Annotated in this window: 15 protein-coding genes; all 15 read right to left on the reverse strand. The window is 31.2% G+C overall.

Translation table 11 applies throughout. The features are described from left to right. Positions 1 to 10: 10 nt before the first annotated feature. On the reverse strand, positions 11 to 2,392 hold the full coding sequence (locus tag QMG30_RS07020; protein ID WP_281813845.1) for a glycoside hydrolase family 94 protein: 2,382 nt from the start codon (positions 2,390 to 2,392) through the stop codon (positions 11 to 13). An 18-nt stretch (positions 2,393 to 2,410) separates the two neighbouring features. Next, on the reverse strand, positions 2,411 to 3,406 hold the full coding sequence (locus tag QMG30_RS07025) for a LacI family DNA-binding transcriptional regulator (protein ID WP_281813846.1): 996 nt from the start codon (positions 3,404 to 3,406) through the stop codon (positions 2,411 to 2,413). A gap of 117 nt (positions 3,407 to 3,523) precedes the next feature. Continuing rightward, a complete protein-coding gene (locus QMG30_RS07030; RefSeq protein WP_281813848.1) occupies positions 3,524 to 5,167 on the reverse strand; it encodes an extracellular solute-binding protein in 1,644 nt (547 codons plus the stop codon). Positions 5,168 to 5,226: 59 nt separating this feature from the next. Beyond that, positions 5,227 to 6,114 (reverse strand): carbohydrate ABC transporter permease, encoded by an 888-nt coding sequence (locus tag QMG30_RS07035; protein WP_281813850.1) that lies wholly within the window; start codon positions 6,112 to 6,114, stop codon positions 5,227 to 5,229. Between the two features lie 13 nt (positions 6,115 to 6,127). Next, positions 6,128 to 7,078, reverse strand: a complete 951-nt coding sequence (locus QMG30_RS07040; protein WP_281813852.1) for an ABC transporter permease — start codon at positions 7,076 to 7,078, stop codon at positions 6,128 to 6,130. A gap of 42 nt (positions 7,079 to 7,120) precedes the next feature. After that, positions 7,121 to 8,581 carry a sulfatase family protein gene (locus tag QMG30_RS07045; RefSeq protein ID WP_281813854.1) on the reverse strand — a complete coding sequence of 487 codons (1,461 nt, stop codon included), beginning with the start codon at positions 8,579 to 8,581 and terminating at the stop codon, positions 7,121 to 7,123. A gap of 506 nt (positions 8,582 to 9,087) precedes the next feature. Further along, positions 9,088 to 9,921 carry an MBL fold metallo-hydrolase gene (locus QMG30_RS07050; RefSeq protein ID WP_281813857.1) on the reverse strand — a complete coding sequence of 278 codons (834 nt, stop codon included), beginning with the start codon at positions 9,919 to 9,921 and terminating at the stop codon, positions 9,088 to 9,090. A gap of 180 nt (positions 9,922 to 10,101) precedes the next feature. After that, on the reverse strand, positions 10,102 to 12,108 hold the full coding sequence (locus QMG30_RS07055; protein WP_281813859.1) for a glycoside hydrolase family 30 protein: 2,007 nt from the start codon (positions 12,106 to 12,108) through the stop codon (positions 10,102 to 10,104). A gap of 157 nt (positions 12,109 to 12,265) precedes the next feature. After that, entirely contained in the window at positions 12,266 to 14,638 is a 2,373-nt protein-coding gene (locus QMG30_RS07060; protein ID WP_281813861.1) for a glycoside hydrolase family 2 TIM barrel-domain containing protein, read from the reverse strand. Positions 14,639 to 14,643: 5 nt separating this feature from the next. Further along, positions 14,644 to 16,191, reverse strand: coding sequence for a response regulator transcription factor (locus QMG30_RS07065; protein WP_281813864.1), 1,548 nt, complete (start codon positions 16,189 to 16,191; stop codon positions 14,644 to 14,646). Between the two features lie 15 nt (positions 16,192 to 16,206). Further along, positions 16,207 to 17,967: a sensor histidine kinase gene (locus QMG30_RS07070; RefSeq protein ID WP_281813867.1), complete on the reverse strand. Its 1,761-nt coding sequence runs from the start codon at positions 17,965 to 17,967 to the stop codon at positions 16,207 to 16,209. A 79-nt stretch (positions 17,968 to 18,046) separates the two neighbouring features. After that, entirely contained in the window at positions 18,047 to 18,877 is an 831-nt protein-coding gene (locus tag QMG30_RS07075; protein ID WP_281813869.1) for a carbohydrate ABC transporter permease, read from the reverse strand. Continuing rightward, positions 18,877 to 19,737 carry a carbohydrate ABC transporter permease gene (locus QMG30_RS07080; protein WP_281813872.1) on the reverse strand — a complete coding sequence of 287 codons (861 nt, stop codon included), beginning with the start codon at positions 19,735 to 19,737 and terminating at the stop codon, positions 18,877 to 18,879. The genes QMG30_RS07075 and QMG30_RS07080 overlap by 1 nt, the downstream gene beginning before the upstream one ends. A gap of 56 nt (positions 19,738 to 19,793) precedes the next feature. Further along, positions 19,794 to 21,131: an ABC transporter substrate-binding protein gene (locus QMG30_RS07085; RefSeq protein WP_281813874.1), complete on the reverse strand. Its 1,338-nt coding sequence runs from the start codon at positions 21,129 to 21,131 to the stop codon at positions 19,794 to 19,796. A 199-nt stretch (positions 21,132 to 21,330) separates the two neighbouring features. Then, the gene (gene metG, locus QMG30_RS07090) at positions 21,331 to 22,950 is read right to left on the reverse strand and encodes a methionine--tRNA ligase (RefSeq protein ID WP_281813877.1); all 1,620 of its coding nucleotides are present in this window, start codon (positions 22,948 to 22,950) and stop codon (positions 21,331 to 21,333) included. Between the last annotated feature and the right edge of the window lie 480 nt (positions 22,951 to 23,430).

Consider the following 23,430-nt stretch of genomic DNA (forward strand, 5'->3'; position numbering starts at 1 on the left):
CTCCTATCACCTATCCCATAATAACTTTTACAACATGCTCTTTTTTATCACCAAATGTAGCTATTTTATTTGACTCTACCTTTACTCCATCCACGATAATTTCTTTTACCCCTTTACTTACATGAGCTGAATTATCAACCTCTATCATATATATATCATCTTGTAATTTTCTAGTATATGTAAACCCATTCCATTCTTTTGGGATACATGGATCAATTATAAGTTCATTGTAATTAGGTCTAATCCCTAATATCCATTGTACAGCTACACGATGAAGCCATTGTGCCGATCCAGTAAACCATGTCCAACTTCCTCTACCATAATATGGTGATGTAGGTCCATCAGAATTTCCTGGGGTTACATATGGCTCTCCCATGTATGTATCAATATCATTTGAACGGTTTGGAGGACATATCTTTCTATATGCTTCATATGCTTTATCAGCATCTCCCAACATAGCATATGCGCGCACAGCCCATGTAGCTGCATGAGTATATACGCCTCCATTCTCTCTTAACCCTGGTGCATATCTTGTAATGTATCCAATTTTCTCATCCGGAGTTGAATACTCGGGAAATAAAAGAAGTGCTCCATAATCTTTCAAAAGATATTTTGAAACAGAATCCATACATTTTTTTGCTCTATCATTATCTGCTATTCCACTAATAACAGCCCATATTTGAGGATTTAAATAGATAAATCCTTGTTCATTATATTTAGCTCCTACTTTTTCTCCATTATCTTGTGTTGCCTGAAGATACCATTTTCCGTCCCATCCATATTTATTAATATTAGTTCTTAGTAACTCACATATATCTTTACATTTTTCCACAAAATTTTTGTCTTCTTTTTCTTGTGCAATGCTAATAAAATCACTTAATATGTAGTATAAGAATTCTCCTACCCAAAAGCTCTCACCCTTCATATCTATCCCTATTCCACTAAGACCATCATTCCAATCATGAGCACCCATAAGAGGTATCCCTCTTGGACTAAACATAGCAAAAGATCTATTAATAGATTTCTTACAATGTTCATATATACTACCCTCGCCACCATCAAGGTAAGTTATTTCCTCATCCATAAAATCAAAGTCATTCGTTTCTTTTAAATATGCTATTGTAATACAAGGTAACCAAAGAAAATCGTCTGAACATCTACTTACTTGCCCTTTTTTTGATATTGGTCTCCACCAATGTGTTACACTACCATCATTTTTTTGTTGAGATGCATGAATACGAAGTCTATCTTTTGTACCTTCTGGATTATTTTCTAGATATATTAATGAATCCTGTAATTGATCTCTAAATCCATAGCCGCCATTTACCTGATAATAGCCTGTTCTTCCCCATATCCTACAGGATAGAGCTTGATATTTCAGCCAAATATTAGTCATGATATTCATTCCGTTATCAGGAGTATTTATATTCTCAGTATTAAGATATTTATCCCACATTTTATTGACTTCGTTAAATGCATTTTCTGATTCATCTATATTGTTATATCTATTAGCAAGATAATCTGCATGTTCCATAGAATCAGCGCAGCCAAGAGTAAACACTATCTTTTTCTTTTCTCCTGGTTCTAAATTGACAGTTACTTGTAAAGCTCCGATAGCATCGCCGTATCTTCCTGTCTTACATGTAAGTTTTGAATTGTCCATTGCTTTGGGGTGCTCTTCCGATGAGTACATTCCAATAAAATTTTCCTTATCTGTATCATAAGCTATTGGTGTCTCACTACATGAGTGAAATGCTACGTACGGCCAATTGGTATTTCCAGCTTGCCCTCTACTGTTTTCCATGCTCCACATACATTTTTCTGCTGTCAATCCATTCATTTTGACATTGTATTTAGTATCAATAAATAATTTATGGAACTCCCGATTTATATCTGGCGCATCACCTAGTGCCCATTCAAAATATGTAAAAAGATTAAGTTGGCGCTCTTTTGTATCTGTATTTTCTATTTCAAGTTCCCAGATTTCTAATGGATTATCTGGAACTACAAATATTTTCATTGTTGTAGCTATATTATTATCTCTTGATTTTATAACTGAATAGCCAATACCATGTCTAACTTCATAAAAATCGGATTCTTTACACACCGGTTTCCATGTTGCTGACCAATAGTCTTTAGTAGCCTCATCTCTAATGTATATATATTTTCCCCAATCATCTTTGATGGTATCTTGAAAAGTTCTAGTTATCCTATTTTCTGTAGCACTAGTTCTCCATGAAAAGCCACCACCCGTCTGAGAGATTATTGTAGAATAATCACCATTACTAATTGCGTTAGCCCAAGGTTTTGGGGTTTTAGGTGAAGTGATAACATACTCTCTTCCGTCCTCAGTAAAATATCCATATTTATTTTGAAATAACTTTTTTCCCATTGTTTACCTCCAAGTTATCTATTCAATCTGTTTTTTACATGATTCCCTAATAATTAATTCTGTTTTCATCATTATCGGTTCTTCCTGGAATTGCCCATTCATCGCATTAAAAATTGATTTAGTAGCTAAAATTCCCATTTCATACATAGATTGCCTTACTGTAGTTAAAGATGGATTAACATATTGTGCTAATTCTATATCATCAAATCCAACTATTCCTATATCTTTTCCTACTATAATTTTTGACTCATGAAAAGCTTGCATAGCACCAATTGCCATTTCATCATTAGCAGAAAATAAAGCATCTGGAATTTTATTTTGTAGAATCATAAGTTTTGCAGCTTTATAACCACCTTCTTTTGTAAAGTTTCCTTGATAATAAAATTGTGGTATATACTCTATTTTGTGATCATTTAATGCATCACAATAACCTTTAAATCTCTTTTTATCTGCATAACTCAGTGGAAAACCTCCTAAGTAACCTATTTTTTTGTATCCTTGAGAAATGATATATTCTACAGCATCATATGATGCGGCAATATTATCTACCATTACACTCATCACATATTTATGTTTTATATGTTGATTTATTAATACTATTGGCATATTTGCATCTGCTGCATTTTTAATCAGGTCTTCATACATATGATGATCAAATACTATCATTCCATCAGTTCTATTTTCTTTTAGAAATCTAACTGCTGTACTTTTTAGACCTCCTGAAGAACTGATACTAACTAAATCATATTCATATGATAAAACTTCTTCTTGTACTCCTTTTATGAATTCTGAATAAAAAGGGCCATGAAGTTCAGACAATATTAGCCCTATGAGATTTTTCTTTTTTGATTTCAAATTCTTAGCATTACTATCAGGTCTATAATTTAATTTCATCGCTGCTTTTAAAACTTTTTCTTTTTTTTCCGTACTCACATACCCAGTATTATTTAGTGCATAAGATACAGTAGATATGGAAACTCCTGCGAGTTTCGCTACATCTTTAATTGTTGCCATATAGTTATCACCCTTCTAATTCTAATTTACTTATATCTTACATTCTTCCAACAAAATAAGCAACACTATGTAATATTATGTAGGAAGAATGTATATATAAATTAGAAAAACACCTTTTTATTTACTATTTGCATATCGTTCATATGCTTGTGTATTTATTTCCATATATTCTTTCAATCCCATTTTATTAAGTGTTTCTATATACTTATTCCAGCCTCTATCATCAAATTTATATTGTCCAATAATAACTTTGGCTCTTATTTCTTTTACATAATTTAGAATATCTGCTGATAATCCACTTAATTTAGAATTTTCCTCTGTTGTATATGTTAAATTCGGCCACACTTCTTTTACATGATAAGGTTTTGTTTTTTTAGCTGCTTCTAGAGCTGGTATTGAAGCTTCAGAACCTCTAAAATATTTTTCCATTGTAATACCTGCCCAGCCAGAAACAGATGGCATATAAAGATTTCTAGCTTGGTCAAGACTCAATCCATCTGGATTATTAGTTATTATATCAGTAAACTCATATTTTCCATCTGATGTAACATTATATGTTTCACCTTCAATACCCATATTGAAAAGTCTTGCTCCTTCTTCGCTATACATATAATCTAACCATCTCATTGTTGCTTCAGGATATTTATTGCTACTAGTAATAACAGCCATACCAGGTGTTTCAAGTATTGGCATAACACCACTAAACAATTTATCTCCCTTTGGTCCTTCAATCACTCCAAGTCCTATATATCCTTCTTGATTAAGTAATACCGGACTAAATCCTGCATAACATCCAAAAATATCATTTGAAGCATGCGCAACTACTGTTTTCCATTTCTTAGTAAATATTTCTTGATCTAACAGACCTTCCGTATAAAGTTTATTAAGATATAATATCATATCCCTATATTGCTCATCTGCAGGTATGAATCTAAGTTCACCATTATCATTCTGATCTATAAATAATTGCCCTTTACCTCTATTGTTCAATCCATATGCTCCTGATAAATCGATAATTAACCCACCTATATTCAACCCTGTAAGTGGTATTTCATCTGCTTCATCATTTCCATTAGGATCTTTATCTTTAAAAGCTTTCAAAACATCATAAAGTTCTTCAGTTGTTGTTGGTTCTTTTAGCCCTAATTTTTTCAACCAATCTTCTCTTATCCAAAATCTTACACCAGTTCGCATTGAAGCAAAATCAGCATCAATTACCCTAGGCAAACAATATATTCCTCCATCAGGTGCTGTCAAACCTTTTCTAATTTCAGGATATTCTTCAAACATCTGTTTAATATTCGGAGCATACTGGTCAATTAAATCATTCAGTTTAAGGAATACCCCTTGCTCAGCACCATAAGTTACAATATCAGAAAGTGTTACTTTCATACGAAAAAATACATCAGGGTATTCTCCACTTGCTAATGTTATATTTTTCTTTTCTTTAATTGAAGCCCAAGGAACCATGTTCCATTCAACTCTCATATTAGTCATTTTTTCATATTCCTGCATAACCATAGTCTCATTGAATGGTGGTTGCGTAGGTGATTGACTAGCCATAACTTTTAGAGTAATTGGTTCGTTTACTATGGGCATCCCTGACTCATTTATCAATTTACTTTCCTTTTGATTATTCCCAACATCTTTTTTTGCAGCTTCTGTTGCTTTTTTGCCACAAGCAGTCAATGAAACTGTACACATGACGATTATTAATACTAAAGAAATACTATTTCTTAAAATTTTCCAATTAGGTATCATGAAATACTCTCTCCTTTGTAAATTTCATTATAATCTATAATTTTATAAACATGGCGTACTTATCCTTTTAATGCTCCTACCATCACACCTTTTACAAAATGCCTTTGTAAAATTGGATAAATAATTAATACAGGTAAGCTTGCAAATACAATGACAGCATATTTTAGGCTCTCTGAAAATAATTGCTGTTGAGCTACTGATTCACTAGTCATATTCATCATATCATTCATCTCATTTTGAATAAGTATGTCTCTTAAAATTAATTGAAGCGGATGCTTTTCTTTATCAGATAAATATATTAAAGCATTAAAAAATGCATTCCAATGAGCAATTCCATAATATAACACCATAACAGCCATAATTGGTTTAGATAATGGTAAGATTATTTTCATTAGAATTTTTATATTGGAGCAACCATCTATCATACTTGCTTCTTGAATTTCCATCGGTATGCTGTTCTGAAAAAATGTTCTAACGATAATGACATTATACATAGATATTGCATTAGGTAAAATCATAACCCAGAAATTATTAATTAAACCTAAGTCTTTTATAATTAAATAAGTTGGAATCAATCCACCGCTAAAGAACATAGTAAATGTCAATATAGCCATTATGAAATTCCTTCCTCTCATATCTTTTCTAGATAGTGGATATGCAATCATTATAGTTAAAATAATATTTACTAGCGTACCAATAACTGTGTATATAATAGTATTTTTATATCCCATTAAAATATCTTTGTTCTGTAATACCCGCTTATATGCCTCAAGCGTAAATCCCTTTGGTAATAATCTTAATTGACCATTAAGTATAGCTGTAGGGTCACTAATTGAAGCACTTACAACGTATATAAGCGGATATGCTACAATAATTAGAATTATTGTAAGTATAACCACGTTAATTGTATCAAAGATAATATCGCCTTTAGATTTTCTTGCATTCATATACGTTCCCCCATTACCACAAGCTAGTTTCACTTACACGTCTTGATATTTTATTAACTGAAATCAACAATATAAAATTAATGATAGAATTAAAAAGTCCAACTGCTGCCGAAAAACTGTATTGTCCATCTAATATTCCTGCTCTATAAACATATGTTGATATTACATCTGATGCTTCCATATTTAAATCATTCTGCATCAAAAATATTTTTTCAAATCCTACTCCCATAATTCTACCTACTGCTAAAATGAGTAAAATAACTACTGTAGGCATAATCCCAGGAATATTAATATGTAATATTCTCTGAAATCGAGAGGCACCATCAACCATTGCAGCTTCATGTAATTCATAATTAATTCCAGATAAAGCTGCTATATAGATGATTGAACTCCATCCCATTTGTTTCCATAAATCCGAAAAAACATATGTTGTCTTAAACCATTTCGGTTCAGCCATAAAAAATATAGGTTCTCCTCCAAAGAACTTTATTATTTCATTTATGATACCATTCTGAGGAGAGGCAAAATTAACAACTATCCCTACCAAAACTACAGTGGACAAAAAATGTGGCGCATAAGTAATAGTTTGTACCGTCTTTTTAAAATATTTATTATTTACTTCATTAAGCATCAAAGCAAGTATAATCGGAAACGGGAAACATATAAGTAAGTGATAAATACTAATACCGAGTGTATTGCGAATTAATCTCCAAAAATAATAGCTACCAAAGAATTTCTGAAAATGTTTGATTCCTACCCATGGACTGCCCCATATTCCTTTGGTTGGTATAAAATCCTTAAAAGCTAGTTGCACCCCATACATAGGTAAATAATGAAATATAACAAAATATAGTAAGGGAAGAACCATTAATAAATACAAATCGTAATTTTTAAATAAATACTTAGTATTCTTTTTTTTCTTCTTATGTTTTATTGGAAATTGCTTTCCTAGAGCCAATTTCATATTATCTATCCTCCTGTGCCGATTATCGGATAAAAATCTATGCTATTTGAATTCTTCAGGGTGTCTTTCTTTTAATAAATTAATAGCATAACTACGTCCTGTTTTTTCTAGATGTGGACAATAATTTTTAAGAGCACCTCTAGCATGGAATGGTCCACCTTCTTTCATGACTGTCCATAAAGGATCAATTTCACAATCCATAGAGTTCATCATATCATCATGCCAGTTATTCATATGATATACTGCTTCCATACAAATATCTTTATTTTCTGTAGCAATATTGTACTGTTCATGAGTATCTTTATCTAGATTAAAGAGCATTTCATTTTCAAACATATGGTATCCATCGTGATAAGTTCTCATATATAGCCAGTTCTTAAATCTTAAACTCCTCTGGCATACATGTGCACATTGACTCAATACAAGAAAATCTCGACCACAATCTTTACCATCCATTAGAGTAGGTGCATAGCTTTGTCCATCCCAGCTTGGAGCAGGTTCTTTATTAAATAGATCTGCTACAGTAGGAGCAAAATCTAAGTTATAGTGTAGTCCTTTGTCCACCATTCCCTTTTTGAAATTAGGTCCACTTATAATCATAGGTATCCTACAAGTAGCATAATCTGCTGTTCCATGTTCTCCATAAATTCCAAGTTCGCCCATATTTTCACCATGATCCGCACTTATTATTATCATGGTATCTTCCAGCACGCCTTCTTCTTCCAATGCATTGAAAACATATCCAATATTTTTATCCATGTAACTTATTCCACAATCATAGCCATCCATCATTTTCTTTACATCATTAATATCTAACAACTCACCAGGTTGGCGAGGGAACTCAGGATTTGTTTTATTATTATACATATTTATTTCATGAACTGAATGAGGTCCTATCTTCTTTAAATGTTTTGCAAATACTTCCTCATTAATCCAGCTAGGAATTGGTTCTTGCTCAAATGGATTACCATATTCATCAGGAACTCTATATGGAGTATGAGCATCCCAATAATTAAGATGTAAATACCAGTTGTCATTTTTGGCATTATCTTTTATCCATTTTAATGCTGTAGGAGTTATATCACTAGCTATTTCATCCCCACGTTTTCCAGTATTGTACATTTCATTAAATCCTGAATAGAACCACCATGCAGAATGCCTTTCTGCAAATGGACTAATCGATACTGTTCTTAATCCCTGCTGTTTTATGAATGATGGCAAACTTTCAAATCCCATCAAATCTCTAAACCTACGTTTATATCCTTGTAATCTCATATCTGCAGCAGTTCCACCATGTCCAACCACTCCAGTATGTATACCATATCTTCCTGACATCAACGCTGCCCTTGAAGGCAAACAAGGAGCATCAGAGCAATAATAATTATCAAATCTAATTCCCTTATTGCAAATTTCATCAATATTTGGAGAAGTATTTCGTTCATATCCATAACAACCTAAATGATCCGGACGCAATGTGTCCAAATCAAGAAAAAGTATTCTCATTGCATAATTCCTCCTATTATTTAAAATTTAGTAATTATGTTTAATTTTATAATTAGCAAAAACAAATATTATAGAAACGTTTCTATAAACCATATTATCACTTATGTTATTAATTGTCAACATTATAAAAAAGTAAAATTACTATAATTAATCTATAGATACTAGTTCTAAAATATATACTTTATCTTAAAACCCACTTATTACATATTAATATTGTATATTTAAAACTCAATTTAACTTTGTTTTTTTACATTATGTAGCAACATATAATAATTATTCAAATAGGCAATAGTAAATTTATATAAATTAGTTTTTATTTGCTTTTTTTACCCTATTTATTTTATTGAAGAATCAAACAATCGAACATAGAAATAAAATTTTTATTTTTTACATAACATGTTGAATCGTTTCTATATACTTTTAGATTATGTCATTTATCAAATTTATTATGCAAAAAAATAAAGCGCTATATTATAATAACATAGCACCTTATCTATAAATTGATATTAAGCTTCTACTTCCATTCCATCATAAGCCATTATTAATCCTTTTTTCTTGAATATGTCTTTGTCCCTATCATAAACAACAAGACCGTTATGTGAAAAATGTTGAGAAATTACTATGGTTTTATCATCTATCGCTTTGTTTTCTCTTAGAATATGTACAATCTGTTCATTATCTTTCAAACACATATGAGTTGAATTTTCGTTGGTTTCACCAAAACCACATGTACAATCAAGAATAACCAAATCGAAATAGAGTTTTGTTATATGGTCAATAACCTCATCAAAATAATAACCTGAATCTAGTCCATATAACATTCTTTTACCATCATGTTCTATTATATATATCAGGCACTCTTCATCTTCATACATAGTTCTATGTTTAGCAGGTAATGGTGTGATTCTATAATCTTCTATAGAAAATGTTTTGAAAGGTTCAGCCCTATTTAATGTAAAATGTTCATCAATATTCCCTGAAAAATCCTCAAACTGATCTAATATGTCTAAACAAGATTGGTTAGCATAGATATTCAGTTTTGGATTACCTTCATTCCTGTAACCAGGTAATTTGAATTCCAGATCATAATAATTGAAATGGTCACTATGGGAATGTGTAATCAACAAATATTCCAATCTTGAATAATCTATTCCATATGTATGAGCACAATGCATTGCATCATTAGTGAAATCAATGACTATTTTATCATCAATAATGATACTTGAACGTTTTCTGATATTTTTTCCCCCGAGTCTTTTGGATTCCATGCATATGGGACAATTACAAAATAATGCAGGTATGCCTTCAGCAGCTGCTGTTCCTAAAAATTTTACTTTCATATATTTTTACCTCCATGTAATAATATTAGTTATTAAATCATGATAGCTTCAATATACTCTCTCAGGCAAATTATGTCAATATATATCATATCATTATATGTATACATACCTATATTATTTTGTATTAAAACTCATTCTTTAACATAGTTTTAAAAATATTGATTATTAGTGGATAGATTATTAGTCTGAGCATTTATCTATTCTAATGAAACTAATCATAGCATCTGCATTATTATCAATGATATGTTTACATCTATCTACCTCTATGGTTAACATTCCATCATTAACTTGAACGGCCTTATAGCTTTTGATCTCTTCCCATCGAGGTGGTACATACCTCCATGTCTCTAGATTACCCTCAATAGTTATATCCAATTGACGATAAGCGTGAGACCAAGGATCCCGAAATCCCAGATCAATATTATAATGACCATTGGGTACCTCAAAACTATATGTGATTCCTCTACCACCCAATAAGCTTTCATCAGTTCTAAGGCTAAAGAACATGTCATCCCTATGGGCTACAGCTGTTGTTTCTCCATCTGTTTCATAACCCCAAGAATAATTACTGATAGAATCTTCTCCATAAGCTTGGTCAGGTACACTATTCCTTAGATTATTATTAGAATCAATATCAGTATAAGAGTTGCTACATTCTACATTACCGCAATCAACATAGTACATTATATCATCAGAATTGCTATAATCAGCATCAATGATTATAGTGGTAACTGATTTTGATGGTAATGATATTTCCAATATGTCATCATTTATGAAAATATTTTGTAGTTTTTGGAGATTTTCATTAATGCTTGTTCTGTAAACTTCAATATTTCCAAGAGTATCAAACCTTGATAAATCATAACTTATTGTTTTATTATCATCTGTATCATTATAAGCTACAAGAACCAATTTACCATCATCTTCACCATAAGCCGCTAAAGTTTTCGAGATACCATTATATATTATTTTATAACCAGGACAAATAAATTTACTATATTGAGCCATTGTATAATATTTTTTTGTTAAAATAAAGTTATCATTATCTTGATTAAATGGAGTATGAATCAATCCAAAACTATGGTCACCTTCTACAGCTCCTGTTTCATCTTCAACAGCTTGCCAAAATACCCAAGATTCTGCTCCTATATCATAAACATCATAATATATTTTTTCAGCTAACCACATGGCTTCTTCCATAGCATGTTCACCATAGTGATCGTGAGCTCCACCACTTAGAGGTAATGTAGGTGAACTGTCTGTTTCAGACATCCATATTCTTTTATCCATGAATCTCGCTAGACTTTTCACTTCTGGTCTTTTGGTACCATGATAAGAATGAGTATTGATCTGCCATATATCATCTATAACATCTTGGGAATAATCTTCTATGTTAAAAGTCCAATCAAGATTAGTCTCTTCATTACCTGATATCCTAATTTGTCCTATAAGATCTTTTTCTACTAGACTATCATACAATTCTCTATAGATTTTTTCTTGACTTTCCTTGGACCAGTCACATCCTTCCTGATTATTACCAGCTTTCCATCCCAAACCTGTTGATGGCTCATTTATTGGTGATAAGGTTCTGAATGTAATCCCCCATTCATCTCTAAAATGTTTAACTACTTCTGTTAAATAATCAGCGAATTCATCAAAATATTCTTCTTTCAAGTTATCATCCCAAGGGAAAGTATTTCCTGCTGAACAACCACTATAAGTCATCCAATAAGGAGGACTATTAGAGAAAGCTTCTAATGTATCAGCACCTCTTATAATTGCTTCATCTAGAATTTTACGTTGATTTGCATCTCTAGTCCAATCATAATTACCACCTTCTATTGGTAAATACCCAGGCACATCTCCTCCAATCCTCATATGAGAGTGACTAGGATTGTCACCACCTCCGATATTGTACCTTGCTACAGTAAAGCCCAACCCCTTGGTTGGTGAATATAGCAAATCCATAACTTTATCAATATTTTCTTCTGACCACCCCCCAATTACATTAGCCCACCAGCACAATGAAGTACCCCAGCCTTCAAAAGTCTGTCTTTCGCCAAAAGGATCGATTACAATAATATTATCTTCCTTTGCATAAGTTATTTCGCTGACATTTGCAAATAATAGAAAAGCAATCAACACAGTTCCAAAAAACATCTTGTTTTTCCTGTTAAATAAAAACATCCCTCTTCTCCTTTATAACTATTTTCAACTATATTATTGGCCATCTCATGGAAATACCCTTTAACAGCTAGTTGAATTGTATATTACATACTAATTATAACGTGAGAGAAGAAGGTATTAATTCAACAATTCTACTATTTACTTAATTATTCTATGATTACTTTACTTGTATTACTATTTCGTCTGATTCGAGATTTTTTCCTGACGCAGTAACAGTTATTCTACTAGGTATTTTGCTTGCTCTAATATAAGCTATCAATCGTCCATTATTGGCTTTTCTTGTTCTACTTCTATAAGGAGTCAAATCATCGCAATAACCATTTTCCATACCAAGGAATTCACATTCGCCTTCAATATCCAAGGTTATTTCATTATCTGCATATTTTACTACATTATTGTCTTTGTCTTGAATGTAAATCTCTATCTGAGATATATCTTGTCCATCAGCTTCCAGTATAGTTTCTAGTGGATTCATTTTAATTTTCGCAGGTACTGATACTGTTTTCAGTTCTGTGATGAATTGCTTTCCATCAAAGGTTTCACCCACAGCTTTTAATATACCTGGCTTATATTCAACTTCCCAATCCATGCAATGATTAGGATGCTCTTCTAAACTTTTTGCTCCTAATGAAACATCATCAAGAAAAAGTTCTACTGTCTTACAATTAGTAGTACATAATACTTGTATCCTTTCATCAAGACTCCAATTCCAATGTTCACTGTCACCAGATAAATCATCAAGTTGTTCTTGTTGAAAGTCTGTTGATTTTATAGTTGTTATATGTAAAACTGGTTCATCACTCCATAAGCTCTTTCTTTGATAATAATTACTCTTTTCAAACCCAGCAGTGTCAAGGAAACCTGTAGGTGACACTCTAATAGGCCAACCTAGGGCTTCACCTAGATAATCTATTCCCGTCCATAAGAATTGGCCACATATGAAATCATTATTTTCGACAACCATCCATTGTTTGGTCATTCTACTATTCTCGCTTCCATACAGAACTCTATCGGGATATTCTCTATGATGTTCATCATAGAGATTCTCTTTATAGTTGTAACCGATTATATCTATCTCCTCTGAATAACCAACTAGATTGGAGAGTTCTGGGAAAGCAAGTGCAGCTGTTACAGGGCGTGTGTCATCACACTCTTTTACATACGTATTTAGTTTTTTTGCTATAGACTTGAGTCTATTTGCTTTTGGTTTATTAGGATCATATTTCATTTCTTCTTTAGGTTTATTGGAATCATTATTACCTTCCATGACCTTGAAATATGGATGGCAATATGGGTCATTGGGATAATCTATTTCATTGCCTATACTCCACATGATTATACAAGGATGATTCTTATCTCTAAGTACCATAGATTTTATATCCTTCTCACACCATACTGGAAAATCTTTACCATACCCAAAATGTTTTGGTGGATATACATTATGTCCTTGCCACCATTTATTTTTGATACCTTCCCACTCATCAAAAGCTTCTTCTATCACTAGAAATCCCATTCTATCACATAAATCCAAGAAAAAAGGAGCTACTGGATTATGACTTGTCCTTATAGCATTACAACCCATATCTTTTAATTTCTTAAGTCTTCTTTTCCATATATCTTCTGTTGTAGCTGCTCCTAGACAACCTGCATCATGATGTAAACAAACTCCTTTTAGTTTCATGTTCTTATCATTAAGGTAGAATCCTTTACTGCTATTAAATCGAAAATCCCTTATACCAAAATCAACATCCAAATCATCAATAACCGTTCCATCTTTAATCAATTCTATATGCATTTCGTATAAGAACGGTTGGTCCACAGACCATAATATAGGATTATCTATTTTGATATTAAAAGTATTGATGCTTTTTTCTTCACCCTTAATAGTAAATTCCAATTTATCGGATGTCCTGCTATCTTGACCAATGACATCTGCCTTTATGGTAATTTGTTCATCTGTAATATTATCGTTTATTATTGTCATATCCGTTTTTATGATTGCCTCATTATTTTTAATATGAGGAGTTGTAACAGACAGACCATCTATATCAAAATGTACATTATCGGTTATAGTCAAATAAACATCTCTATAGATTCCTGAACCCGTAAACCATCTTGAATCCGCTAAGTGAGAATGGTCAACCTTTACTGAAATAACATTATTCTTATTCTCAACGAAATCTGTTATATCAATAGTAAAAGTAGTGTATCCATTAGGACGGTTACCTAGATGATTGGAATTGCACCATATCCTTGAATTATTATATATCCCTTCAAATGTGATATACACTTTTTTATTAGTCATATCAAAGGGAATGTCAAATACCTTACGATACCAACCAATACCACCACATAGATAACCTGTTGAACTTGCGTATGATTTATCGAAATCATATTCAACGGACCAATCATGGGGAACAGTAACATTTCTCCAACTACTATCATCAAAACCTCTATATGATGCCTTTGATTCATCTCCTCTATAGAATTTCCATCCACAATTCAGGTTTATTTTTTTACGTATTTTCAAGTGAATCATACCTCCTTAAGACAATTACCCGTCGATTTTCTACCATTATTCATATATTCTTTTACAGTTAGACCACATTTCCTTTTGAATATAGTACAAAAATAAGTTACATTGTTGAATCCTACATCATATGCTATCTCATACACTTTTTTATTACTGCTTCTCAATAATCTCTTAGCCTCTTTGATTTTAAGAGCATTGATATAATCAGTAATCTTTATACCTGTTTCTTTTTTGAAGATTAATGAAAGGTAATTAGGTGTTATATCATGTATATGAGCTATTTTATCCACAGTAAGATTTGATGATCTATAATTCTTCTCTATATAACCAACAATTCTTTGTATTCCCATACTATATTGCTTATTTCCTACTGTTTTACATAACTCACTATAACTATGTAAATATTCCTCTTCCAGCATTGTAACATCATTGATTTGGTCATTAACCAATAATTCTATTACTCCCAACTTATCATTAATATCCTGCTGTAATTCTCTGGATATATTATTATACATGATATACAAATCCAATAATACTTTTTTCAATTCTCTTTTTGACAACTTGTATTTGCATATGAAACCAAATATATTGGTTATGTCTTTTTTAACCTTATCAACATCCCCACTTATAGTGCTTTCTCTTAAATGATTCAATAAGTCATCTAATTTCTGATTTTTATTGGCAATAAGGTCATTGGAATAAAAGAAAATTTTCTTATTCTTATCGTAAAAACTATACTCCAAAGATATTGCTGCTTGTTTGAAATAGTACTCATATCTGTTAATATCATTGAAAATATCGCTAATACCTATTTGACAATTTCGTATACCATATTCATATGATTTTTCTATAATATATCTGCTCAAATCTTGTAAATAATTATGGATCTTGAACTCGCTTTTCATATCACTTATATCCAATAAAATACAGCATAGGTTTTTATTGATTCCCAGAATATACTTTGAATTTTTTTCATCTATGATGTTGTGGAATAATGAATTATTATCATACTCCTTAGCTTCTAACTCCTTAATTTTAACACACAACATGACTCCAGGGTGAAATTCTTTACTGATTCCTTGTAATTCTTTTTTTATATCTTTTATTTCATTACCTGATATGATATCGTTCATTATTTTATTTTCTTTCAACAGAATCTTGTTGTACCTATCTTTTTCGATTTCGTCTTTTATCTTATCAAGTAAATCAACTAATTTCTCCTTTTCAAGATCATATTTCAGTATATAGTCCATAGCTCCAAGCAACAATGCATCTCTGACGAACTTATAATCGTCATATGAACTCAAAACAAGTATTTTGATATCCGGATAATTCTCTTTAACATATTTTATTAGAGAAATACCATTAAGTTCGGGCATACTTATATCCGTTATAAGTACATCTGGTATATTGACATGCAACTTATTAATGGCATCTTTACCATTAATAGCTTCATCCCTAATGATAAATCCGTATTGTTCCCAATTAATAACTGTTTTTAATGCATAGCGATACATTACATCATCTTCAACAATCATAACCTTTAACATAATAGTCCCCCACAACTAATCATCTAGATCACATCTATTTTCAATATATGGTAACATAATTGATACTATCGTTCCTTTACCTAACTCACTCTTTATTGTAATACCATATGTATTGCCAAAATACATTTTGATTCTTTTATCCACATTAGCTATTCCTATACTATTTAATCCAGAATATTTGGTATCTTCATCAGCAATGATTTTTTTTGACTGTTCTTCAGTCATACCTACTCCATTATCAACAACTTCCAGAACAATTGTTTTATCTTTGTTATAACCATTTATAGTTATGATACCATCACCTTTTGATATTTCTAGCCCATGATAAATAGAATTTTCTACTATAGGTTGCAGAATGAACTGTAATATATAACAGTTTCTAATGTTTTCAGCAATATTATAGATCATCTGGAATCTATCTTCAAAACGGATTTTCTGTAGATAGATATATTTATTGATATACAATAATTCTTCATCGACAGTTATATATTTATCACCTTTAACAGAAGTTCTTAATATATAGATAAGCGAATCTACCATATCTTCTATTTTTTTCTGACCTTGCATTCTTGATAACCATTTTACACTCCCTAAGGTATTGTATAGAAAATGAGGATTAATCTGAGCTTTTAATACTTCAAATTCAGCTTCCTGTTTTCTAATCCTTTCAACATAAACTGTATCTATAAGCTCATTGATTTTTTTCATCATATAATTGAATCTTAGTGAAAGTAAACCTACTTCATCATATGTAGTTGGTTTAACTCTAACATTAAAATTACCATCTTCTACCTTTTTCATGTTTTTCTCTAAGAGCCTTATATTTTTGGTTACTCCTCCAGCAATAATATATGCAATTATTAAAGCTACCATTGAAATGATAATACAAACCAAAGTAATTATTGTTTTTAGATGATTAATATTACTTAATAGCTTTTTCTCAGAGATAATTGATATTATTTTCCAATCCTTATTTTTAATTTTAGTGCTGACTGCTGAGTACTTAACATCATTATCTACTATTGAAAAAATTTTTTCCGGCATTGAATTGATATTCTGTAAGATTTCTTCTTTTCCAAGTATATCATCCTTAATCAATACTTCACTGTTTTCTTTAACAATAGCAATTTGGTCATTACTTATGCTAGAAGTTTCATTATCCAATGTTAAAAAATAGTCTTTATCAATAAATAATATGATATAACCATGTGTTATGAGTGATTCTGGCGAAACCATCTTGGATACAAATAAAATCGTTTCATTATTTTCTGTTGGACTCCAAAAAGAATTTTCCTCTTCGTTACTATGGCGCATAATAATCTTTCTAATATAATCATCATCTATATAATAGTTATTAATATTATCCTTATGTCCCCAATAAAAATAGCCATCATTGCCTGTAACACATACAGCTTCAATGGAATCACTGGAAGATGACCTATATTGACTAACCATATCGTTAAGCCCTCTATTGATCACAACTTCTATATCACTTATATGCATATTATTATCTAATGAATTATTCTTTACGAATTCACGGCTAGCTTGATATGCAGTTTTTCTTAAAGCTTCGGTTTTATTGTATATGTTTTCGGCATATTGATTCAATAACTCGGAAGTTAACTCTATAGTGTTTTTTTTAATCAATTCTTTAGATATATTAAAAGTCAGTTTTCCTATACATGATGATAAAATTAGAATTATGATTAACATGCCCAGCATAAATTTCTTTTTTATTTTTAGGCTTAAAAAAAAATACTTTATTCTATTTTTCATCTTTATTCTCCATTTTTTGCAAAATAGTCTAACCATATTATATCTTGTTCAAATGTAATATTCAATAACTCTTAATATTTTAGCCTTTAACAGCTCCACTCATCAAACCGTTAATCAAGAATTTCTGTGCTATAATAAAAAATATAAGTATAGGAATTATAGCAATACAAGCTGATGCAAATGCTAAATTTAGGTCAGTAGTATATTCCCCGAAGAAATAGAATTGTTGTATAGGTATAGTCTTAACATGTTCTTTTTGAAGCACTATAAGAGAAATATTGAATTCATTCCACATCCACATGACATGAAGAGTGGCTACTGTCGCAGTAATAGGTTTAAGTAAGGGAAATACTATATTCCAATAAGTTCGATATATTCCACTTCCATCAATAGTCGCAGCTTCTTCCAATTCTCTAGGAACTAATTTAACAAAACCTATGTAGAGAAAAGTAGAATATGGAATACTGGTACCCACTAAAAGTATTATTAGTCCAGGTAATGTATTCATCATATTTGACAACTTCAACATTTTATATACTGGTATCATTATAACTTGAAATGGTACCATCATTGCACCAAGAAGTATTGTTTCACATAATCTATATCTAAATTTTTTAAGATTCCTAGCAATGATATAACCACACATAGAGCTACAAATAACAATAAAAACAACTGATGTTGTTGTAGTTATCAAACTATTTAAAAATGATCTACTGAAATTAGTTATCTCAAGAGCTTTACTAAAGTTCTCCCAATGAAGTTTTGATGGTAATGCTAATACTCCTTGTGCTGTTTCCATAGGGGTTTTAAATGCAGTTACAATACATATATAAAATGGGAACAAAAATAATACCGCTATCAATGCAGCTATTATGAAAACAATAATCCTGCTTATTCTTTCACTTCTCATTACATCTCTACCTCCCTCTTTCTAAATATGGTTGAAACTGTTTTACCGATAATAAGTAAGAAAACCATAAATACAATAGATATCGCCTGACCATAACCTGCCTTGCTATATTCAAACAAATGTTTATAAATATACATCGCTATTGTTTCTGATGATCTAGCAGGTCCTCCTCCAGTTGCTATCATAGGTACCGAAAATTCTCTAAGTCCATATGTCAATGACAATGTAACACATGTGGTAAAAGCTGGACCAATCAATGGTACCGTAACATTTTTGAATCTCTGGAAAACATTTGCTCCATCAACTTTTGCAGCATCATATAGATTTTTTGGTACATTAATAAGTGCAGATAAATAAATGAGCATATTGATTGCTACCCCATTCCATAATGAAATAATAACCAATCCAGGAATTACTGTTTTCATGCTACCAATTAAACTATTAATACCGAATAATTGAAAAAACACTTCTCTATATAGGAATTTCCAAACAAAACACGCAAGAACTGTACTTAAACATGTTGGTATGAAGTATATAAGTCTAAATTTTGAATTTCCTGCGAATTTCTTATTTAAGATTAAGGCTAATCCAAGTGCAAAGGCATTATTGAAAACAGTTATAAGAATAGCAAAATATGTTGTATTTCTAATAGGTTGCAATATATCAGAATTGCTAAATATGTTACTATAGTTCTGCAAACCTATGTAATTCATTTTTTGACTAATTCCATCCCAGCTAGTAAATGATACCTGTATTCCAAGTAGAAAAGGGATTAACATTGAAACGCCAAAGAAAAAGATTGCCGGAACCAGAAAACCAAATTTCAATAATGATCTTTTTATATTCTTTCTTCTATTCATACATTTACCTCCATTATGAATTCAACCCCTCAGCTATTGCCAAGGGGTACTAGACATTATTGTCTTTCTGCTATTTTATCAAATTCTTTATCAAGAGCTTCAATACATGCATCTTCAGTCATATTTTCTAACAAGTATAAAGAGATTTGATCTATAAATGCATTTCCAAATTCATCTTGGAATGATGATAATAGATAAGACATATCGACTACTTGGTCATTATTCTGATATTCAACTAGTGAATTAAAACATGAATCAGAATCTAATTCGACTCCTTCCACTGTTGATAAAGCAACTTTTTTGTCTTGATATATTTTAGCCATGGATTTGGAGAATATATGGTTAAAGAAATCATATACTACTTCTTTGTTCTTAGAGCCATTATGTACTGCTAGACCACCTTTGACACCCAAAACAACTTTGTTCGCATTTGGTTCATTGAAAACAGGTAATGCCATTACTCCTAAATTCACATCTGGATTCTTGGCTTGCACACCACCAACTGTCCATGTTCCATTAATAAGCATACCAATTTCACCTGTCGCTAGTTTATCTTGTACTGTATTCCAATCAGTTCCAAAAGGATCACGATTAACATATTGATATCTTTGTTTCAATCTTTCTAAAACCTCTCTAAAGCCATTTTTGTCATCTTGAAACTTCAACTCTCTACTTTGAACTTTTTTAATCCATTCCTCATCATAATTGCCTAAAATGCTTACAACATAATCATTCTGTAATTCCCAATCAAGTGTCCATCTATCTTGGTATGATGCTCCAATTGGGTCAACTCCTATATTCTTTAATTTCTCAAGTGCGTCATTGAATTCTTTATTGGTAGCTGGTGCTTTAGTGATTCCTGCTTTTTCAAATACATCTTTGTTATAAGTAACTACAGCTCCCCATACATCTAGTGGTATAGCCAATACTTTTCCATTACCTAACTTTTGTACACTATCTATAACACTTTTTTGTATATTAGGTATGAATGGTGCATCCGTCAGGTCAGTTAAGTAATTATTATCAATAAATTCTTGATCAGCAATTAAATCCACATCATAAATATCTGGAGCATCATCACTAGCGATCTTAGTTTTTAATAATGTATAATAGTTATCTCCACCTGCCGCAGTAATTTCTATATCAACATTTGGATGTGTCTTTTCATAAGATGTCTCTAATTCTTGCAACCATTGTCTTACCCCTTCTTCTCCCCAATGATGTAACCATTTGATTGTCACTTTTTCTTCTTTCTTTTTTTCATCATTATTCTCTACATATTCTTTGTCCGGTACAACCTTAGTATCCCCTGTTGTTTTTGTTTTTTTGCTACAACCACCTAATAAACTTATTGATAGTACCACAGTCAATAAACATACTAATATTTTCTTCATAATTTTCCTCCTTAAGATATTATACAAAGATAATACATTATTTTTAACGATTAATAATTAAATATATCTATAAAATATTATACAAATCTATAATTCATAATTTTATTATAATAGTAAAACAAAGAAACTCAAGTAATAAAAGGGAGCTATCAATATTTACGATAGCTCCTTTACTGCAATTATTCTATTTATTAATTACTCAGTTTATATTCAATTTCTGAAGTTCTTCATCAATTACTTTTTTATCTATTCTTTCAAATAATCTATATATATTTTCAATAATCTTTCCACTCTTAATCCATTCTATTTCCCACTTGTCAGATATTCCTAGCCACTTAATTACTTTTTCCGATGAAAATGGAATATAAGGCTTAAGCAATACAGATACATTAGCTATGATCTGTATACAATTATAAATTGTATCGTCACAATCACTCCTATTAGTTATTCTAGTTTCCCATGGTTTCTTAGTATCAAAATATTTATTAGCCCTTCTAAGAAAATCAAATATTTCTTCTAAACCAGCTTTTAGGTTTCCTGATTCAATTTTTTCTCCTACTGATACAAAGAGTTGATCTAAATTTTTTTCTATATCATTATCAAGATTGCCACAAGGAACTTTCCTATCATAGTATTTATCAACAAACACAAATGTACGATTGATTAAATTACCATATGTGCCTAATAACTCTTTGTTATGACGATTGATAAGTTCTCTAAAAGAAAAATCCGTATCTCTTTTTTCTGGACCGTTTGCAATAAGAAAATATCTTATGGTATCAGGATCATAATTATCAATAAGGTCTTTAATCCAAACTGCATAATTTCTACTAGTTGATATTTTCTTATGCTCCAGTGTCAAATATTCGCTGGAAATGATTCTATCAGGCAGATGATAATTTTCTTCATTGGCTAGCAACAATGACGGTAGTATTATTGTATGAAATGGAATATTATCTTTTCCATGAACATAATAATGAATCGCATCTGAGTTTTTCCAATATTCCTCAAAAGCTTTATCATCCGTTACAGCTTTACAAGAAGATAAATAACCCAGAACATTTTCAGCCCATATATATATTTTCTTATCGGCATAACCTTCTTTAGGAACGTCAATCCCCCAATCAATATCACGTGTTAAGGCTCTGTCTCTAAGACCTTCATTAATATATCTGTTGGTGAAGTCAACTGCGTTCTTCCTCCAATACTTAGATTCGTCAACTAGATTTTTTAATCTCACTTCATAATCAGACAGTTTTAGATATAGATGTTCAGATTTTTTGTAACTTATTTTTTCTCCACATATTGCACATGTACCATTTACCAGATTTTCAGGTTCTAAGACTCTCCCACAAGAATCACACTGATCTCCTCTTGCAACTTCACCACATTCGGGACATATGCCTTCAACGAATCTATCAGGCAAGAATTCTTTACATCTGTTACAATATGCTTGATCTATTTTCTTTTCAATAACACTATCACTTTCATATAATCTCTTATGAAAATCTAGAACAAATTCTTTATGTTCATCACTTGTCGTCTTACCATAGTAATCATAAGTAAATCCTAGTTCATTAAAGCATTTCACGAATTCATTATGATAGTACTCGGCTATTTCTAATGGAGCTCTCTTTTCTTTCTTAGCTTTTATGGATATAGGTGTTCCGTAGCAATCGCTACCAGAAACATAACAAACATTATCACCTTTTTGTCTATAATATCTTGCAATGACATCTCCTGATATAAGAGATGCTATATGACCAATGTGTAAAGAACCATTTGCATAAACCCATGCACCACTAATTAATACATTCATTCTATTACCTCTTTCTATTAAAATTTTCTCTAATCGTAATTACCGATAATCGGTCTAATAATATACAGAAATAATAAAGCACTCACCTCCCGGAAATCTATATTTCCGAGGACGAGTGCTAAAATGCATCTTCGTGGTACCACCCCAGTTCATCTGTATCTCACAATACAGAACTCATCAAGTACGCCTAGGAAATGACCTAAGTTATACTCTATCACTATAACGGGCAATCCCGTCGCAGCCTAAACTAATGTATCGGTGCGCAACTCCAAGATCATGTTCGATAAATTCATAAATCCCTTTCTCAGCTAACGGGGTCTCTGTAAAATAATCCATTATCTACTCTTCTTTTCTATGTCTTTCGGGTATTAAGTTATACTATATTATATCTATTATTATCAGTTTGTCAATAGATAAATCTAATTATCAATAGCTAATATATTATTTATATGATATTATAAGTTTATGCAAAGAAGAACA

Origin of the sequence: Vallitalea longa, assembly GCF_027923465.1 — a bacterium.
GTDB classification, from domain to species: domain Bacteria; phylum Bacillota; class Clostridia; order Lachnospirales; family Vallitaleaceae; genus Vallitalea; species Vallitalea longa.